The 14,694-nt window shown below is 59.8% G+C and carries 15 protein-coding genes and 3 pseudogenes; 14 read left to right on the top strand and 4 right to left on the bottom strand.

All coding sequences use genetic code 11. The features are described 5' to 3' along the window. Window positions 1–313 precede the first annotated feature (313 nt). Window positions 314–517 (bottom strand): hypothetical protein, encoded by a 204-nt coding sequence (locus ACVJ19_RS01235; protein WP_011084616.1) that lies wholly within the window; start codon window positions 515–517, stop codon window positions 314–316. A gap of 416 nt (window positions 518–933) precedes the next feature. Here ACVJ19_RS01235 and ACVJ19_RS01230 point away from each other — a divergent pair, with 416 nt between their 5' ends. Beyond that, a complete protein-coding gene (locus tag ACVJ19_RS01230; protein WP_161966260.1) occupies window positions 934–1,110 on the top strand; it encodes a hypothetical protein in 177 nt (58 codons plus the stop codon). Between the two features lie 556 nt (window positions 1,111–1,666). On the opposite strand, the gene ACVJ19_RS01225 is transcribed toward ACVJ19_RS01230, so the two are convergent. Beyond that, window positions 1,667–2,359, bottom strand: a complete 693-nt coding sequence (locus ACVJ19_RS01225) for a secretin N-terminal domain-containing protein (RefSeq protein ID WP_020608155.1) — start codon at window positions 2,357–2,359, stop codon at window positions 1,667–1,669. Between the two features lie 170 nt (window positions 2,360–2,529). Here ACVJ19_RS01225 and ACVJ19_RS01220 point away from each other — a divergent pair, with 170 nt between their 5' ends. The 11 genes from ACVJ19_RS01220 to ACVJ19_RS01170 are packed head-to-tail and all read left to right on the top strand — an operon-like array spanning window position 2,530 to window position 10,965. Beyond that, window positions 2,530–3,042, top strand: a complete 513-nt coding sequence (locus tag ACVJ19_RS01220) for a nodulation protein NolB (protein ID WP_011084620.1) — start codon at window positions 2,530–2,532, stop codon at window positions 3,040–3,042. 8 nt (window positions 3,043–3,050) lie between these two features. After that, complete coding sequence (gene sctJ / locus ACVJ19_RS01215; protein ID WP_011084621.1) at window positions 3,051–3,914, top strand: type III secretion system inner membrane ring lipoprotein SctJ; 864 nt, start codon at window positions 3,051–3,053, stop codon at window positions 3,912–3,914. Window positions 3,915–3,925: 11 nt separating this feature from the next. Next, complete coding sequence (locus tag ACVJ19_RS01210) at window positions 3,926–4,564, top strand: nodulation protein (protein WP_011084622.1); 639 nt, start codon at window positions 3,926–3,928, stop codon at window positions 4,562–4,564. Beyond that, a complete protein-coding gene (sctL, locus tag ACVJ19_RS01205) occupies window positions 4,561–5,181 on the top strand; it encodes a type III secretion system stator protein SctL (RefSeq protein ID WP_453947809.1) in 621 nt (206 codons plus the stop codon). The genes ACVJ19_RS01210 and sctL overlap by 4 nt, the downstream gene beginning before the upstream one ends. Continuing rightward, complete coding sequence (gene sctN, locus ACVJ19_RS01200) at window positions 5,178–6,533, top strand: type III secretion system ATPase SctN (protein ID WP_011084624.1); 1,356 nt, start codon at window positions 5,178–5,180, stop codon at window positions 6,531–6,533. Before sctL ends, sctN begins: the two co-directional genes overlap by 4 nt. Then, complete coding sequence (locus tag ACVJ19_RS01195; protein WP_011084625.1) at window positions 6,509–7,045, top strand: hypothetical protein; 537 nt, start codon at window positions 6,509–6,511, stop codon at window positions 7,043–7,045. Before sctN ends, ACVJ19_RS01195 begins: the two co-directional genes overlap by 25 nt. Next, a complete protein-coding gene (gene sctQ, locus ACVJ19_RS01190; RefSeq protein ID WP_011084626.1) occupies window positions 7,042–8,163 on the top strand; it encodes a type III secretion system cytoplasmic ring protein SctQ in 1,122 nt (373 codons plus the stop codon). The genes ACVJ19_RS01195 and sctQ overlap by 4 nt, the downstream gene beginning before the upstream one ends. Next, window positions 8,156–8,821, top strand: coding sequence for a type III secretion system export apparatus subunit SctR (gene sctR, locus ACVJ19_RS01185; RefSeq protein WP_011084627.1), 666 nt, complete (start codon window positions 8,156–8,158; stop codon window positions 8,819–8,821). The genes sctQ and sctR overlap by 8 nt, the downstream gene beginning before the upstream one ends. A 2-nt stretch (window positions 8,822–8,823) precedes the next feature. Continuing rightward, window positions 8,824–9,099 carry an EscS/YscS/HrcS family type III secretion system export apparatus protein gene (locus tag ACVJ19_RS01180; protein WP_011084628.1) on the top strand — a complete coding sequence of 92 codons (276 nt, stop codon included), beginning with the start codon at window positions 8,824–8,826 and terminating at the stop codon, window positions 9,097–9,099. 10 nt (window positions 9,100–9,109) lie between these two features. Further along, window positions 9,110–9,931 carry a type III secretion system export apparatus subunit SctT gene (gene sctT / locus ACVJ19_RS01175; RefSeq protein WP_011084629.1) on the top strand — a complete coding sequence of 274 codons (822 nt, stop codon included), beginning with the start codon at window positions 9,110–9,112 and terminating at the stop codon, window positions 9,929–9,931. Further along, window positions 9,928–10,965 (top strand): EscU/YscU/HrcU family type III secretion system export apparatus switch protein, encoded by a 1,038-nt coding sequence (locus ACVJ19_RS01170; RefSeq protein ID WP_011084630.1) that lies wholly within the window; start codon window positions 9,928–9,930, stop codon window positions 10,963–10,965. Before sctT ends, ACVJ19_RS01170 begins: the two co-directional genes overlap by 4 nt. A gap of 10 nt (window positions 10,966–10,975) precedes the next feature. On the opposite strand, the gene ACVJ19_RS01165 is transcribed toward ACVJ19_RS01170, so the two are convergent. Continuing rightward, window positions 10,976–11,735 (bottom strand): IS5-like element ISBj2 family transposase gene (locus tag ACVJ19_RS01165; RefSeq protein ID WP_109866547.1). Its coding sequence is split into 2 segments (ribosomal slippage): window positions 10,976–11,408 and window positions 11,407–11,735, totalling 762 coding nucleotides; the frame shifts between segments, so codons are not numbered across the junction. A gap of 129 nt (window positions 11,736–11,864) precedes the next feature. Between ACVJ19_RS01165 and ACVJ19_RS01160 the strand changes: the two are divergent. After that, a pseudogene (locus ACVJ19_RS01160) lies at window positions 11,865–12,658 on the top strand (IS630 family transposase); the annotation flags it as partial. A gap of 254 nt (window positions 12,659–12,912) precedes the next feature. Here ACVJ19_RS01160 and ACVJ19_RS01155 read toward each other — a convergent pair. Then, a pseudogene (locus tag ACVJ19_RS01155) lies at window positions 12,913–13,242 on the bottom strand (transposase); the annotation flags it as partial. A gap of 325 nt (window positions 13,243–13,567) precedes the next feature. On the opposite strand from ACVJ19_RS01155, the pseudogene ACVJ19_RS01150 reads away from it, so the two are divergent. Next, window positions 13,568–14,589: pseudogene (locus tag ACVJ19_RS01150) on the top strand (IS110 family RNA-guided transposase). Window positions 14,590–14,694 lie beyond the last annotated feature (105 nt).

Raw genomic sequence — 14,694 nt, 5'->3', positions numbered from 1 at the left:
CAATCGAGGATAATAGATGACGAAGTTCATCGGCGGGGAGCGCTCGGGCTCGCTTAGAACGTCTGGTGCCCTGGCTAAAGAGCGCTCCTGATGGACCCTCATCGAAGAATATGTGACACGGCGGCATGAGCAAGTCGCTGCGGCGTCTTCCGAAAGTTGCGAGGTCCTGCAGAACGGCCGCACCGCCTGCCTGGAGGATCACCTAAGACGGTCTAGCGGCTGCTGTTGCCAAGTCCGCCTGCTTCACCCGATCGTTTTCGGTTCGGCTTGCCGTCCGTCAGGTCCTCCCTGTGCGCGTCTGATAATCCGGCCTTCAGCCATCATCTAGCTCGCTCATAGCGTCATCCATGTCTGACTGGGTATCGCTTATGACCTGGGTAGCGACGGCAACCAGAGCTTTTTCGAAGGCCCGCTGCAACAATGCTGCGTGCGAGTTGTCGCCGCCGTTCGCGGCGTTATCGGTGTTTGTGCCAGCGTCTGGCGCCGTTGCTGCGATATCGGCTGCGCCTGTGTCCATGTCATAAAACTCAGATAGCGGCGGTGCCGCGAGATGACCTATTCCTTTCGTGCTAGCAGGGGCAGCTTGCAAGAAGCTGACGAAGAGTGAGGCCGGATTGATGCCGCGATTCGTGCCCCGAGTGATCTCAGGTGGTCCGGTGTTTGGAGGTTTGTGCGAAGAACTGTGCTGGTTCTAACAACCGGTATGTTGAAGGTATTTAGGGGGGCCGGTCATACCCAGACTATCCTGATCCGCAACGCGCTTACCTTCATCTCGACGACATGGATCGCCTCGCGGTCCTTTCTGGCGGAGCTTCAGAAGACCCAGGTTGGGGCGGTCCCGCCTGCAATGGCCGGGCATGCGAGGGGCCGGCGTGCGGCGGCTCATCCTGAAAAAGGGGCGGTGCGCGATGGTCCTGCATGCGATGTCCCCGCTTGAGGCTCACCGTGCCGTGGCTCGGCTTCCGATGGGCCGACATCCAGAGTCTGCCATATCACATCTTGATCGAAGCCGGGATGTTCCTCGATCGCCTGAGCTATGGCCTGCGGCGAGAGATGCTGCTGGCCGTTGTCCGGCTCTGGCGCAGCGACGGCCGCAGGCGCGGCATATAGATTATCCTGCCAACCCGAGTCTGGCCCAAGGGGATGCGCTAAATCTGGGTAAGGCGGATAGAGGTGTCCTGTCTCCAAGTATGGAGAGTAGGGATGGCCCGCGTCGAGATAGGGTGAATAAGTCTCGCCCTGCAGCACTGGATGGGCGACTCCCTGCGCCGAAGCGGGAGCCTCTGAACCGCTGAGCTGCCGCTCGAACTCGGTTGCATCTGTAGCCGTCCGTGCTGTGTCGGGCTCCGGGCTCGTATTCGCCGGGGCGACTGCATTGAAATCCACCCTGTTTCTCCTTCCAACTGATGACGCGCATTGAGCTATGCGAAGCCTCAGCTAGCTCGGAAGCGCGCGTGCGGAGGCCCACATTGATCTTTAATGCCTCGCACTGCGTGAAGGCAGCGCTACCCAATTTCCCTCGAGCATCCGGTCTCTTATCCATCTATCGGGCTGCCTCAAGCAGGGCAGCCGTCAAGACCTCGCAGGCTCATGCTGGGGGCTTTAGCTTTCGAAAAGCTGACGATCGGATGCGACTTCAGTCGGAGCGGTCTTGCATCTTCGACCATCACTTCTGGCCTGGACCGGCTTCGCGCACAGCGCCCCCATGAAGCGGCGTTTCGGGAGAAGCTTCCGGCCGCCCGTCCCGGAAGACCGTGCTCGAGGAGCCGCGAAACAACATCAAAACCGACTCGTGTTGTGACCTCTCGGCGGCGGGACTGCGCCGGGCCTGCGCTTCCGCCACAAGGCCCTTGAGGGTCTGGTCCACCAGCGCAACAAATCTGGGTGGGCCAGAAGCAAGGATGAGGCCCTCTCCCGGGGCAGGTTTCACGATATAGCGCTCATCCGAGATGTTGAGCGCGTCGAGCGCGGCCTTGAGCGCATCGAAGCTGATTGGGTTCAATACAATGAGCCGGCTTTGCGCCTCTTGGGCGGCGGAGATGTAAAGGACAAGTCCGTCATAGTACCACTGGAGATTGTACAAAGCAGTCAAACGGTCAAGGAATTCTCGTGGCGGCAGGTCCGGCATTCGTCCACGAATCCGGCCCCTGACGTCGGCGCTGACATTGACCCTGATATTGAGATTGTTTCCGAACTCCTGCAGCGCCGCAGCAAGATCCTGATCGAGAACGGTGTAGCTATAAGGGGCGGGCGGCAGCGAAAGGGATGCAGCAGACGTGCGCAAAATTCCGACACAGATGAGAACACCGGCACAAAAAATTCTTTTTAAGATATGTACCACCGTGGACCGCGCGAGCATTCCTTGACGCCTTCCGCTCATTATGAAGTTAGAGTTTCGCCGCAGCTTGGAAGCCAAACGTGATCATTAGATGACCAAGTCAACCTGATCTCCGTCAGGTTTTCGTCAGCTCGGCAGCCTATGAACTTGATCGGTTCATCGGCTAAAGCTTAGGTCATCAAACCAGCACAATGACACACTCCATGTTGTTAGGCGCAACGCCGATCCCTCCCAGTTCAGCCGGTTGTCTTTCCGGTGCCTGCTCTCCGGCAGCTGCTGGCGAGCAGGCGCGTTTCGAGCAGTCCCTGGCGCAAGTAGCTCCCAATCAGGGGTCTGCTTTCCCGACCGCGAATCCACCCGCAGCGACTCCTCCGATATTGGAGGTCCAGCGCACGAATGTGCTGGCAAGTCCGCCGGGCGACCGAATCCTCCAAACCCTTTCCGGCATCTACCAGGGTCGAGCCGTTTCTCCGGCGATTGCGCCGGCTGTCGTAAATGGGGTGCAGCCTGGGCCGGCTGCGCAGCCACTTTTGCCGGCGGATAACGCCGGAGCCAATGCGGCTGTTAAGCCGGTTGGAGCTGATTTCGAATCGATGATGACGAATCTGCGAGACGTCTACAAAGACGTTGTTCAGGTTTCCCTCGTCTCCAAGGGCACCAGCGCCGTCAGCTCGTCGCTAAACAAGCTGCTATCGGCCGGCTGAGTAAGCTGATGACTGGCGATATGAAGAGGGGGAGCTCCGGCGGCCGTCAATCGTGGCGACGGCTTCGCGTGTTTCTTGCTATGCCCCTTCTCCTCTCGCTGATCGGCTGTAAGACCGATCTCTACACCAAAATTCAGGAGCGCGAGGCTAATGAGATGCTCGCGCTTCTCCTTGGCAAGGGCGTTGATGCTGTCCGTGTTGTCGCCAAGGACGGAACCAGCACAATCCAGGTCGAGGAAAAGCAGCTCGCTTATTCGATTGACCTGCTCAATGTTGAGGGGCTGCCGCGCCAATCCTTCAAGAATCTCGGCGAGGTGTTCAAGGGATCGGGCCTCGTTGCCTCGCCGATCGAGGAGCGGGCACGATACGTTTATGCTCTAAGCGAAGAATTGTCGCGCACGATCAGCGATATAGATGGCGTCCTTTCAGCACGCGTTCACGTCGTTCTGCCGAAGAACGACTTGTTGCGGCAAGGTGCGACCCCATCCTCGGCATCGGTCTTCATTCGACATGGCTCCAGCGCGAGGCTTTCGGCACTATTGCCGCAGATCAAGATGCTCGTCGCAAACAGCATTGAAGGGCTGTCCTATGACAAGGTCGCCGTTGTCTTCGTGCCGGTCGAGCGCGCTCCAGTCGAGCAGTCTGCCGGTCCGGGAGTCCCTGTGGCTCAGTCAGCAAGAGCCGGCTCATCGCCGTTACTTGCGCTTGCTGTAGGAAGCGCCGGAGCGGTATTCGGCATCGTCGCTTGCGTATTGCTGGGCCCGCGCATGCGTCAGTTTGGAAAATCATCGCGTAAGCTGAGCGTGTTCGGTAGGGGCTCGCGCCTGTCTGCTGACCAAGCGGCGGGCAAGATGATTGCTGATGCGTCATAGTCTGGACGCTCATGCCGCCATCAATGTCAACCACAGCCACAAAAACCAATCGCTCGTTCACGCTCGCAGCCGATCGGCTGCGCGAGCTTGCTGCCTCGGCCGATCCCGGTCGTTTCGCCGGGCTTCTTGACCCGCTGCTTTCACCTTCCACTTTGGCTCGGCTACAGCAGAGTGCCAGGCTACAGCCAAGGCTCGCCGAACTGCTTTTGGGCAGCAAGGGGGAGGTGAGCTGCGGCGACTGGAGCGAAGATGCTCTCCTGGGGCATGATCCGCGGCGGGCTGCGCTGCTCGCGGGCGGCATTTGGCATGCACGCTCCATCCTCAAGCTGTTCTCCAGGCACGATCTGCCTGTGTTGGTGGAGTTGATCGGTGCCGAGGCGCATGCTTTCGCAGTCCGGCATTTATCCTGCGCCGTCGCAACGGCCCCGATCGCCGATCCAGAGCAATTGTCCCGACAGATCGAATATGACGGGCATGCTTGTCTCGGCGCTTGGCTCGAAGAGACTTCATCGCTTGCTCGTATCCGCGTGCTTCTACGCTTGCCCGCTGGGACGGCCGCCGAGAGCTCAACTGCCGAGCACCGTAGCGCAGCAGGCCCGCTGCTTTCCCTCGTCATGGCTCATTTGCGCACTGAGGATGCTGGGGCATGACGGCCGATGCCCTCGCACCACCCGCGGCCCCGAAGATTCGGGCTCTTGGACCGCTGATCCCAGCTGCGCAGCTTGAGATCTGGCACGATGCCATACAGGCGCTGGCCGCTGCCGAGCGGCATCTGCAGCGGGTTCGAGGGTGGGCACGCCTGGCTTATGAGCGGGAACGTGCGCAGGGCCGCGCCGAGGGTGCAAAGGCTGGCGCAGAGGAAATGGCCCGGCTGATTGCGCAGGCGACTTGTGAACTGGCCCAACGCAAGGCGGTTCTGGAGCGGGAATTGCCGCAACTGGTCTTTGAGATCGTTCGCGATCTGCTTGGCGCATTTGATTCGGGCAAGATGCTGGTCCAGTGCGTTCGTCATGCCATCGAGCAAAGATATAAAAACACGGAGGTCTGCGTTCACGTATCCCCACTGAAAGCCGACCTGCTAGCCAGTGAGTTCAAGGATTATGACGGACTTGAGGGCCGGCCGAAGCTCAGGATTGAGGCGGATCCGGCGCTGAGCGCGGACCAATGTGTTTTATGGAGCGAGTTCGGCAACGTCGATCTTGGGCTTGCCGCGCAGCTGCGCGCGCTGCGCCTCGGCTTTGGCTTGACGGAGGAAGCTGAATCGTGACCGTGCAACGACCGACCCATCATGCCGCGGCCGCAGAAGGAACCGTAAAGGCCGCACTCTCATCCTTAAGATCTTCCGCCAAGCACATCGATACACGCGCTGTCCGCGGCCGGATCACGCGGGCCGTGGGCACGCTGCTGCACGCCGTCTTGCCGGAGGCCAGGGTCGGAGAACTGTGCTTATTGCAGGATCCTCGCAGCGGATGGTCGCTCGAGGCCGAGGTAATCGGTCTGTTGCCGGATGGGGTGTTACTCACGCCCATCGGGGACATGGTGGGGCTGTCCAATCGCGCAGAGGTGGTGACGACCGGGCGAATGCAGGAAGTGGCTGCCGGCCCCGATTTGCTCGGCCGCGTGATCGACAGTTTTGGCCGGCCGCTCGACGGCAAGGGCCCTATAAAAGCCGGCGAAGCCAGACCGCTGCGCGGCAGGGCGCCTAATCCGATGAAACGGCGCGCGATTGAACAGCCGTTCCCGCTCGGCGTCCGTGTCCTGGATGGTCTTCTCACATGCGGAGAAGGTCAGCGGATCGGAATTTATGGTGATGCCGGTTGCGGCAAGTCGACGCTGATGTCGCAAATCGTAAGAGGCGCAGCGGCCGACGTCACTATCGTTGCGCTGATCGGCGAGCGCGGTCGAGAGGTGCGTGAATTCATCGAACGTCATCTTGGCGAAGCCCTTCACCGTTCCGTCGTTGTGGTGGAGACTTCCGACCGTTCGGCGATGGAGCGGGCCCAATGCGCCCACATGGCGACAGCGCTAGCCGAATATTTTCGTGATCAGGGCCTTCGCGTCGTTCTGATGATGGATTCTTTGACGCGCTTTAGCCGCGCCATGCGTGAAATCGGACTTGCCGCAGGAGAACCGCCGACCCGGCGCGGATTTCCGCCATCCGTTTTTGCACTGTTGCCGGGCTTGTTGGAGCGCGCCGGCATGGGCGAGCATGGCTCCATTACGGCCTTCTATACTGTGCTTGTCGAAGGTGACGGCACGGGTGATCCGATAGCGGAAGAATCACGCGGCATCCTCGATGGCCACATTATTCTCTCCCGCGCGTTGGCCTCCCGGGAGCATTTTCCGGCGATCGACGTGTTGTCGAGCCGCAGCCGCGTCATGGATGCGATCGTGTCCGTGCCGCATCGCAAGGCGGCATCCTTTTTCCGTGATCTGCTGTCACGGTACGCTGAGGCCGAGTTCCTGATCAAGGTCGGTGAATACAAACAAGGCTCTGATCCGCTGACCGATCGGGCGATCGCCTCGATCGAGCAACTGCGGGCCTTTCTGCGCCAGGGGCAGGGTGAGGCGTGCAGCTTTGAGGAGACGATCGCATGGATATCGCGTCTGACCGCCTAAGTCCCGTTCACGCCTCGAAGCTGCGGCTCGTAAAGGACATGCGGGAGCGAAGCGCCATTCGTGAATTGTCTAACATGGAAGCCAAGCGCCACCTTGCGATCCAAGCTGTCCAACGAGCTTTCGAGCATCTTACACATGCCGAAGAGCGCCGGGCAAAGCTCGAGGCAGAGCTCTATCGGGAGATGCTAGCAGCCGATGCGATGTCTGTTTGCGAGCTGCAGCGGCGCTATCATCTCATCATCGGCCGGCTCACAGACGAGATTGCAGCGGCGCAGCAGGTTCTTGAAAATGCCCGTGCTGCTCAGGCGCAAGCTGAGACTGCGGTTCTTGAGGCGAGGGCCGTTTGGGCCAGGCGTTCAGCGGCGAGCCAGAAATGGCGTGAGATTGATCAAGACGTTCGGCGCACCACGAGTGCTCATTTCGAAGCCGCCGCCGAAATCGAAGCTGATGATGAAGTCTTGCTCCGCTACCGGCGCGGCCCGTCAGGGCAGACGGGAGGTGAGCCAGCATGATTGCAGATCCTCTCACGCGCGAGCTCGGGGCCTGCGGCGCGGAAGCCGCACCGGCCTCGGACCGGCCGGCTGAGCGCGCAGCCTTCATGCCGTCGCTGATCCTGTCGCACGCAGTGGCCTCGTGGCTTAACGAGATCACAGCGTTGCGTGCGCCTCTACAAGGCCTCCTCGGCGAGAAGCCGCTATCTGTGCGCGTGAGCCGGACCGTCTGGCAGGCGGAGCCGGCTGCGGCACCGATGCTCGACTGCGTCTTCGAAGTAGAAGGTGAAACCTTGATCCTGTCCTTGCCGGGTAAGCTTGCGGAAGCGCTGGTTCGGACCGTGCAGAATGGGCTTACCTTACCTTCTGAGCCGGCGCGTTCGCTGGTCCTGGAACTTGCGCTTGAACCCTTGCTTGCTGCGCTGGAAAGAATGACGCAGCGGAATCTGCAGCTTGTTCGCACCGAGGAAGCGCGGAGTACGCAGCCTTATCTTGAATTTGACGTCGCCTATGGTGAGCTCGCCAGCAAGGCTCGGCTGCTTCTATTCTCTCCGTTCGACGGTCCGGTGCCTCCGGCTTTCACCGTCCTCGGCGAGCTGCTCGGCCGATTACCGCGACAGGCGGCCAGGCTGCTTTCCGAACTCCCGGTCATCGTTGCAGGCCATATCGGCTCGCTCCGCGTCGCGATCGGCGTTCTTCGCCAAGCAGAGCAAGGCGATGCGCTGCTCCCGGACACAATTCCACTCGCGCGAGGCCAAATTGTTCTCGTTGCAGACCGATTGTGGGCCCCTGCAGAGATTGGCGGCGACAGGCTGGTGCTGCGAGGACCATTCCGCTTGCGATCCCACCCTCTAAAAAGTGAAGATGTGATGCCCCAAAACCAGATGCAACAGCAGCCCCCGTCAGAGGCGGATATCGACAGCATCGAGATCACACTCGTATTCGAATGTGGCCGCTGGCCGATGCCGTTGGGAACCTTGCGAACCATCAACGAAGGCCACGTGTTCGAACTTGGCCGGCATCTTGACGGGCCGGTCGATATCGTTGCGAACGGCCAACGTATCGGCCGAGGCGACATCGTGCGGATCGGCGAGGAGCTCGCCGTCAGGTTACGCGGCAGGTTGGCGCTTAATGACTGAAATTCAACCCAGCATCCTGGCGCTTCTTGCAATAACGGTCGGCCTTGGTCTCCTGGCCTTTGCTGTCGTCACAACTACAGCCTTTATCAAGGTCTCGGTTGTTCTCTTCCTCGTGCGCAATGCGCTAGGAACTCAATCGATACCGCCGAACATCGTCCTTTACGGAGCGGCACTCATCCTGACCGTCTTCATCAGCGCTCCAGTCTTCGAGCAGACCTATAACCGCCTTACCGATCCGCAACTTCGCTACCAGAGTTTCGATGACTGGGTGATGGCCGCCAAGGAGGGACAGGAGCCGCTGCGTGTTCATCTGAAGAAATTCACCAATGAAGAGCAGCGCCGCTTCTTCCTGTCATCCACCGAACATGTCTGGTCGGAGGAGATGCGCGGCAGCGTAACGGCAGATGATTTCTCAATTCTTGTGCCGTCGTTCTTGATTTCCGAACTCAAGCGGGGCTTCGAAATCGGTTTTCTTCTCTATCTTCCCTTCATCACGATCGATCTGATTGTCACCACGATTTTGATGGCCATGGGTATGTCGATGGTATCCCCCACAGTGATATCTGTCCCCTTCAAGCTCTTTCTGTTCGTCACTATCGACGGCTGGTCACGTCTCATGCACGGGCTAGTACTAAGCTACACCACGCCAGGAGGTTGACCATGAACGAAGCCAGCATCCTTACGCACCTCAGTCAATCGCTCGTGCTCTTCATGATCTGGGTTCTGCCGCCGTTGCTCGCAGCTCTGATCTCCGGACTGATCATTGGCCTTATCCAGGCGGCAACTCAGCTCCAGGACCAAACCCTGCCACTGACGGTCAAGCTTCTGGTTGTCGTCGCCGTGCTCGCCGGTTTTTCCCCGGTTCTCAGCGCCCCGCTGATCGACCAGGCCGAGCGCATCTTCAGCGAGTTTCCGGCACTCACCGCAAGATACTAGCAGAGCTTGGATGGCTGGCCTGTCACCCGCAGAGGCGCAAGTTCTCGTTCAGGGCTCGATCGAATTCGTCGCCGCAACCGGCCTGAGTGCGGCCCGCGCCCTAGGCATCATGCTGGTGCTTCCTGTCTTCACCCGGCCGCGTATCAGCGGCCTCATTCGGGGAAGCCTGACGATTGCGATTGGCCTGCCTTGCCTTGCTCAGATCAAGCTCGGTCTGCAGGCCTTGGACCCGAACACGCGCTTGGTTAGCGTTACCATGCTTGGCGTGAAGGAGGTGTTCGTCGGTCTGATGCTCGGCATCCTGCTCAGTATTCCACTATGGAGCATACAGGCAGTCGGCGACATCATCGATACCCAACGAGGAATTTCAAGCCAAGTTGCGGGGGAGGATCCCGCGACGCACAGCCAAGCGACTGGAACCGGGCTCTTTCTCGGTGTTACGGCGGTTACGATCTTCGTTCTGGTCGGCGGGCTGCAGACCATGGTGAGCGGCCTTTATGGCAGCTACCTAGTGTGGCCTGTCTATCAGTTTTTGCCTGCCTTGACAGTGCAAGGGGCAATGGAGTGTCTTGCCCTTCTCGATCGTATCATGATGACGACCTTGTTGGTCGCCGGGCCGGTTCTGGCCCTGCTGTTGCTGGTGGATATCTCGGTCATGATGCTCGGCCGTTTTGCATCTCAGCTCAAGATGAACGATCTCTCTCCGATGATCAAGAATGTTGCATTCGGGGTCATTATGGTCAGCTACACCGTCTATCTGCTCGAATATGCCGGTTCTGAAATCCTGACCTCGAACGACATGCTCGATCATCTGAGGAAGCTGTTGAAATGAGCTCTACGAGTGAGGAGAAAAAGCTTCCTCCGACGCCCAAGAAGCTGCGCGATGCGCGCAAGAAGGGGCAGAGCGCGCGCAGCTCCGATCTAGTGAGCGGCGTCAGCGCCTGTGCCGGTTTCGGCTGTCTGTGGTGGCGAGCGGGTGCCATTGAGGACAAGTGGCAGGAGACGGTCCGGCTGGTCGATAAACTGCAGGAGCAGCCGTTCACAAGCGCGGTGCCACAAGCGCTCAGCGGCTTGCTAGAACTTTCGATTGCCACTGTCGCTCCGTTGCTCGCCGCTGCCGTGACAGCAGCTCTTCTGGCCAATGTCCTGGCCAATGGCGGCTTTATGTTTGCTTCGGAGCCGCTCAAGCCGAAGCTCGAGAAACTCGATCCCATCAAAGGCTTGAAGCGTATCGTCTCGAAACGTTCGGCCATCGAGCTTGGCAAGACCCTGGCTAAAGTGGTTTTGCTTGGTGCGATCTTCTTTTTAACCGTGACCGCGAGCTGGAAAGCGCTGGTGTACCTGCCAGTCTGCGGCATGGGCTGTTTTGGTTTCGTCTTCACCGAGGTTAAACTGCTGATTGGCATTGCCGCTGGAGCTTTTCTGGTCGGCGGATTGGCTGACCTTCTAATCCAGCGTTGGTTGTTTATGCAGGACATGCGCATGACGGAAACGGAGGCCAAGCGGGAGAACAAGGAACAGCAAGGCAATCCGCAGGTGAAGCGCGAGCACCGGCGGCTGCGGCAAGAGTCGGCAAACGAGGCTCCACTCGGCATCAGCCGGGCCACGTTGATATTGCGGGGACCGGCAACGTTGATTGGTCTGCGCTATGTTCGCGGCGAGACCGGTGTGCCGGTGTTGGTCTGCCGTGGCGAGGGTGAAGCTGCTTCACAGCTGCTTGGTGAGGCGCGCGCGCTTCGCCTCAACATTGTGGAGGACAATGTTCTGGCGCGTCAGCTGCTCGGCAAGGCAAGGCTCGGCAACCCGGTGCCTTCGCAGTATTTCGAGTCAGTCGCAAAAGCGCTCTATGCGGCGGGGCTAGTCTAGGGTCCAGCTCTCAATTGAGCCAATATGCGACGAGAGCGGCGAGATGAACAGCGGCCAAAAAATTACGGGCGAGCTTGTCATATCGCGTGGCGATGCGCCGGAAGTCCTTGAGCCTGCCAAAGCAGCGTTCGATGACATTTCGTCCTTTGTAGGCGCGTTTGTTGAAGCGATGGATGACGACACGGTTAGATTTATTGGGGATTACGGGCTTGGCGCCACGACGAATGATTGCGCCGCGAAGCTTGTCGCCATCATACCCTTTGTCGGCGAGGAGCACGCTCATGGGTGGCGCGAGCGCCAGGACATCGGGAGCCGCAGCGATATCGGCATCCTGGCCTGGAGTCAGATGCAGGACGACCGGCCGGCAGAGCGGATCGCTCAGCGCATGGATTTTTGTCGTGCGGCCTCCGCGCGAGCGGCCGATTGCTTGATTGTGCTTCCCCTTTTCCGCCGGAGGCACACCGGTGAGCTTTAATCGAGGTCGAGTCGAGCGACAGTACGACGCCGTCTTCGCCAGGCTTGGCCAGCGCTTCGAAGATTGCGCACCATCGTCCTCGCTTGGCCCAGCGATTGAAGCGATTGTAGATCGTCGTGTAAGGGCCGTATTCACGTGGACAATCACGCCATCGTGCACCCGATTGCAGCATGTGAATGATGCCGCTGACGATGCGTCGGTCGTCGTCCCGATCCGGCCCCGTCAGTCCCCTCGGCAGATGCGGTTCGATACGCGCCCATTGCCTGTCGTTCAGCCAAAACAAACCAGCGCGCATTCTCTCGCCCCCGAATCAACACGTAGGCAAGAGAATCACGTGGCGCTATTTAGGTACAGACCCTAGTCATCCGGAACGCAAGTTCGTCGCATTGGTTGATAGCTTGAATCTCGAGAGAGGAGAGCGCTTGTGGCGAATGCAGGTGGGAAAGGCCGGCCGATCGCGCCGTTGGTGCTGAGTCCGCAGGAGCGGGCGTACTTGGAGAGGCAAGTTCGTCGTCATCGTGCTGCGCGGTTGCTTTCCTGAGCGATGCCGCGCGATCCTGCGGTGGGCGGATGGCTTGCCAAGCAAGTCTGTGGCTGCCGAACTCGGCCTCCACGAACACACCGTTGGCAAGTCGCGCCGCCGATTTTTGAAGGATCGCTGTGATGGCTTGCTTGACGAGGCACGCCCTGGCCGCCCTCGCACCATCAACGACGATCAGGTTGCCGCCATGATCGATCGCACGCTGCGTACGACGCCGGCCAAGGCGACGCAATGGTTGATCCGCTCGATGGCTGCGGAAACTGGCTTTTCCCGCACCACGATCCGCCGAATGTGGTCGGCGTTCGGCTTGCAACCGCACCGTAGCCAGACATTCAAGTTGTCGAGCGATCCGCGGCTCGTCGACAAGGCACGCGACATCGTCGGCTTTACCTGTCCCCGCCGAACCGAGCCCTTGTCCTCAGCATCGATGAGAAAAGCCAGACTCAGGCACTCGATCGCGAGCAGCCGGTCTTGCCAATGATGCCCGGCATACCGGAGCGTCGTACGCACAGCTATGTGCGGCATGGTGCGACCACGCTGTTTGCCGCGCTCGATGTCGCCTCGGGGTTCGTCATCGGCAAATGCTACAAGCGCCACCGGGCAGTCGAGTCTTGAAGTTTTTAAAAGAGATCGATGCTCAAGTTCCTGAAGGCCTCGATGTCCATATCGTCATGGACATGTGTAGACGCCCCCGTTGGTGCAAGAAGAAGCTTTCGAAGAGTGCGGAGCGTGGTCGGGCGCTGACATGTGTTCGGCCTTTTGTTGCGGCTGCCACATGCCGCTGGCCCGTATGGGAGTTCGCGGAACGGGTCCAATTCAACTTCGCGTGCTCGAGGCGCGTATCCATGATCTGGTTTTCCCATTCCTGTCTCGTGACCGTGCGCCATACTCTCCGGTTGACCTTCTCACACTCACGGTCCCTGCCGCGGAACTACTTCGCCGCAGCCGGAGCCCGATAGGTTCCGCCTCTCGCCATCAATGCCCAGACGATGCGCGCCATCTTGTTAGCGAGGGCGACGATCACCAGCATGGGCGGCTTGAGGGCAAGCATGCGCGCAAGCCAAGAATCCGCTGTCGAGTCTTTGCGCATTGCCCAGCGCACGGCCGCGCTCGCGCCGATGATCAGTAGTCGTCGCAGGGTTCGTTCGCCCATACGTGACGTCTTGCCGAGCTTCTGCTTGCCTCCGGTGGAGCGCTGCAGCGGGGTAAGCCCCAGCCATGCCGCAAAGTCGCGTTGCGACCGTGCACGTCGGCTGCGCGGCAAGACATTTAAGGATCTGATCCCGGCGCAGCTTCTTGCGGAAAAGCACGGTTCCTGATGCATCCGCGCCGTGCATCTGGAACACATTCTTCGCCAGATCCAACGCGATTATGCTAAATTCCGACATGGACGCCTCCGTTCAAGTGATGGTCAACGACACCACTTTGGCACAGCGATGCCGTGAGGGGGCGTCCACATGGGGTAATCGCAGGAGCGTGTTGCCCTAAAGACAATCAATAGTCTTGGAGGGTGGCTGTTCCCCGATAGGATGGAAATACGGGCTCACGACTGGACGCCGGGCCCAAGCATCGAATGGAGAACAGCCATGGAAGAGTATATCGGTCTCGATGTGTCGATGAAAGAGACGGCGGTCTCGATCCGTCGAGCAGGTGAACGGATCTGGCGCGGCAAGTGTGCATCTGATCCCAGTGTCATCGCCGCGCTCATCCGCAAGCGGGCGCCGGCCGTGAAACGCGTGGTGTTCGAGACGGGACCGCTGTCGGTATGGTTCTATCATTCTTTGCGCACCGAAGGATTGCCGGCGATCTGCGTCGATGCGCGCCATGATAAAGCGGCGCTCGATATGGCGGCGAACAAGACGGACGCGAACGACGCCGATGGTCTGGCGCAGCTCGCGGAAGTCGGGTTCTTTCGTGAGGTGCGCGTGAAGGGATTCAACAGCATGCTGACCCGCACGCTTGTCGCGGCGCGCACGCGGCTGGTCCGGATCACCACCGAGCTTTCGAACCAGATCCGCGGCGTCATGAAGACCTTCGGTCTGCTTGTTCCCGCCGGAAAGGGAAGCACCTTCGAGAACGTCCGGAACCTTCTGGCTGATCAGGACGGACTTGCATCCATCGTGCTTCCGATGCTGGAAGCCTGGCGTGGCATTCGCATCCGCGCCGCCGAACTCGGTCGCCAGTTGGTTCGGGATGCGCGCGAGAGTCAGGCCTGCCGCATCCTCATGTCGATTCCGGGCATCGGTGCGATCACCGCAACCTCTTTTGCCACAGCTATTGAGGAGCCTGACAACTTTAGGAAATCCCGATCTGTTGGCGCGTGGATCGGCCTGACAACGCGCCGCTACCAATCCGGAGAAGTCGATTATGATGGCCATATATCCCGACGTGGCGACCGCCATTTGCGTGGGCTTCTCTATGAAGCGGCAGCGGTCATTCTGACGCGCAGCTCAACCGACAGCGCTCTGCGGACGTGGGGACGGCATCTCCGGGAGAGGATCGGCTTCAAAAGAGCCGCCGTGGCTGTGGCACGGAAACTGGCGGTGATAAGCATACGATGCTTAAGACCGGCGAGCTGTTCAATCCGAATGCCGGAGCTGCCGCATAAGCTCGGATAGCGTTCAGAACCTGAACGCCTAAGGTATCCCTGCCAGGACGTGAGCCGAGCCATTCCGCTGATGGGGTTGCACTGCTGACTCAGCAAAGTGCGTCG

The sequence above is a fragment of the Bradyrhizobium sp. USDA 376 genome (genome assembly GCF_054063675.1).
The sequence above is the reverse complement of the archived record's forward strand: the minus strand, read 5'-3'. Positions and strand labels throughout refer to the sequence as shown.

Coding starts and splice junctions, on each gene's coding strand:
- ACVJ19_RS01235 (WP_011084616.1), bottom strand. CDS start 517: ATGGACACAGGCGCAGCCGATATCGCAGCAACGGCGCCAGACGCTGGC.
- ACVJ19_RS01225 (WP_020608155.1), bottom strand. CDS start 2,359: ATGCTCGCGCGGTCCACGGTGGTACATATCTTAAAAAGAATTTTTTGT.
- ACVJ19_RS01220 (WP_011084620.1), top strand. CDS start 2,530: ATGACACACTCCATGTTGTTAGGCGCAACGCCGATCCCTCCCAGTTCA.
- sctJ (WP_011084621.1), top strand. CDS start 3,051: ATGACTGGCGATATGAAGAGGGGGAGCTCCGGCGGCCGTCAATCGTGG.
- ACVJ19_RS01210 (WP_011084622.1), top strand. CDS start 3,926: ATGCCGCCATCAATGTCAACCACAGCCACAAAAACCAATCGCTCGTTC.
- sctL (WP_453947809.1), top strand. CDS start 4,561: ATGACGGCCGATGCCCTCGCACCACCCGCGGCCCCGAAGATTCGGGCT.
- ACVJ19_RS01195 (WP_011084625.1), top strand. CDS start 6,509: ATGGATATCGCGTCTGACCGCCTAAGTCCCGTTCACGCCTCGAAGCTG.
- sctQ (WP_011084626.1), top strand. CDS start 7,042: ATGATTGCAGATCCTCTCACGCGCGAGCTCGGGGCCTGCGGCGCGGAA.
- sctR (WP_011084627.1), top strand. CDS start 8,156: ATGACTGAAATTCAACCCAGCATCCTGGCGCTTCTTGCAATAACGGTC.
- ACVJ19_RS01180 (WP_011084628.1), top strand. CDS start 8,824: ATGAACGAAGCCAGCATCCTTACGCACCTCAGTCAATCGCTCGTGCTC.
- sctT (WP_011084629.1), top strand. CDS start 9,110: ATGGCTGGCCTGTCACCCGCAGAGGCGCAAGTTCTCGTTCAGGGCTCG.
- ACVJ19_RS01170 (WP_011084630.1), top strand. CDS start 9,928: ATGAGCTCTACGAGTGAGGAGAAAAAGCTTCCTCCGACGCCCAAGAAG.